The organism is Haloarcula nitratireducens (genome assembly GCF_019599505.1).
On sequence record NZ_RKLT01000062.1, the window covers coordinates 1 to 2,350 of the forward strand.

A 2,350-nucleotide genomic window follows, 5' to 3' on the forward strand; every position below is an offset into this window, starting at 1 on the left:
CCGCAGCGACGGTCGGTATCGCCATCGCGTGGGGGAATACGGCACTCGCCGTGGGCTCCGGCGTGTTGCTCCTCGTTAACCTTCTGTCGATCAATCTCGCCGCACTCCTTGTGCTCTGGTATATGGGATACCGGCCTGAGAAATGGTTCCGTATGGAGCAGACCAGAAAGACATTCGTCAAACGCGTCGGCGTTCTCCTGATTAGCATTCTGATCCTTTCTGCATTCCTCGGAACTGTTACATTCTCCTCGTATCAGACTGCCACTTCCGAGCAATCGATTCAAAATGATATCCAATCAATTCTCGATGAACCGGTTTATTCAGAGTTCGTTCTACTTGAGGTCCAGTTCGAATATTCGGAGAATCTCCTCGCCCAGCGTCCTTCCAAGGTAACTATCTTGATTGGTGCTCCTCGAGGAGAAGCCCCACCAGAACTGGGTGATCGTTTGAACACCCGTATTGATGAGATTGCAGGTCGCAACGTAGCTGTACAGGTTCGATACCTAACCGTCCAAGAACCGGGGTAGTGCCGGGGGGTAACCGTTTATCTGAACAAAGGCCAATAGCCCAGTTAGATAAAAATCATGTACCAACGCATTCTACTACCGATTGACGGCAGTGAAGCCTCGTCGACCGCGGCTGAAGCAGCTGTTACACTTGCCGATCAGTTTGACGCGGAACTACACGTGATTCACGTCCTCGAACACGACCAACCCTCCACTGATACTGATGGTGTCAATGCCCCCGACCGAAGTGGCGCGGAAGCAGTACAAGCGGCTATCGAATTGGCTGCTTCTTCTGATGTCGAAGCTACGAGGGCGGTCATTGAAAAGACGAAGTCGATTCATCAAGAAATCCTCACCTACACAGACAAACACAGTATCGACTGTATTGTCATGGGGACCCGGGGCAGGAGTGGACTCAGCCTCAGCCGGGCTGTCCTCGGGAGCGTCGCAGAACTAACTCTCCGTGAATCTCCTGTCCCAGTCATGACTGTTCACGAGGAGACGGTTATCGGTCCAGACATCGGTTCAATACTCGTTCCCACCGATGGGAGCGAGTGTGCACATACGGCCGTTGACCATGCGGGTGAACTGGCGAGATCCGTCGACGCGACACTGCACGTCATCTACGTCGTCGAGACGGGACAGGTAATCAACGGCGATAGAGCCCGGAGATTACGAGGAGCGCTCGAGGAAATCGGTGAGAAGGCGCTAGACCTCGCTCTCGAGAAGGTCCAATCGTCGACGTACTTGCCGACTGAAACCTCGGTATTGAATGGCCGACCCTATCTTGAAATTACCAGATATGCGGAGGAGAACGATATCGATTGTATCGTCATGGGGACTCACGGTCGAAAGGGGATCCGTCGGTTCCTCCTCGGTAGCGTTACCGAACGTGTAATTCGCCGTGCTGATGTGCCCGTTATCTCGGTGAAATAGGTGTGTCAACAAATACTCCCCAAGACCACAAGCAGCCGAATATCCGTGCTAAAGTCACAGGCCCCAGAAAAATGCGATGCCAACAGTCGTCACGATAGTTAGTATCAACTGTAACGGTGCACCGACGCGTGCGAAATCAGTGAATTTGTACCCGCCTGGGCCGTAGACCATGAGATTCGTTTGGTAGCCGACAGGGGTCAGTAGTGGTGTGCTGGCGGCGAACGTCACGGCCATCACGAACGCGAAGGGGTTGACGCCGAGCTGGCCGGCAACCTCGACCCCGATTGGCAACAGCAATACGACGCTGGCGGAGTTGCTGACCATCTCCGTAATGATCGCGGTCCCCAGGTAGAACAGTCCCAGAACCGCGATCACGGGAAGGAGAACGCTGACGGAGACGACGAAGTCGGCGATGAGGGCCGCCGTGCCCGATGCCTCGACTGCGATGCCGAGCGGGATGACGCCCGCCACCATGAAGATCACTTCCCAGTCGATGGCGTCGTACGCCTCCTCAGGTGTGAGAATACCGGTGAAAAACATCGCCGCGACGCCCGTCAGCGCACTCACCATGAGTGTGAGAACGTCGAGTGCCGCGAGTCCGAGGGCACCGGCGAGGATCCCCAGCGCGATAGGGATCTTCGATCGGTCGAAGTCCTCCCATCTGTCCTCGCCCGCGATGGCGACGTTCGTATCTCTCGCGATGCGATCGAGCACTTGATCGGGCGCCTGGACGAGGATGACGTCGCCGGCCTGCAACCGGACCTCTCGGAGGCGCTGGCGAATCACCTCGTCGCCGCGCCGGATCGCCAGTACCGTCACGTCGTAGTCGCGCTCGAAGTCTGCGACACCGCTGCGCCGACTCGACCAAGGCCCGGGCAACAGCACGACTTCGGTGAGTTCGATTTCTT

At 56.4% G+C, this 2,350-nt stretch carries 2 protein-coding genes and 1 pseudogene; 2 read left to right on the forward strand and 1 reads right to left on the reverse strand.

Features of this window, described 5'->3' with window-relative positions:
- Positions 1 to 527: pseudogene (locus EGH23_RS26195) on the forward strand (TIGR00341 family protein); the annotation flags it as partial.
- A gap of 57 nt (positions 528 to 584) precedes the next feature.
- Positions 585 to 1,442 carry a universal stress protein gene (locus EGH23_RS26200; protein ID WP_220582920.1) on the forward strand — a complete coding sequence of 286 codons (858 nt, stop codon included), beginning with the start codon at positions 585 to 587 and terminating at the stop codon, positions 1,440 to 1,442.
- Positions 1,443 to 1,496: 54 nt separating this feature from the next.
- On the opposite strand, the gene EGH23_RS26205 is transcribed toward EGH23_RS26200, so the two are convergent.
- On the reverse strand, positions 1,497 to 2,350 hold an 854-nt coding region (locus tag EGH23_RS26205; RefSeq protein WP_220582921.1), incomplete at its 5' end, for an SLC13 family permease.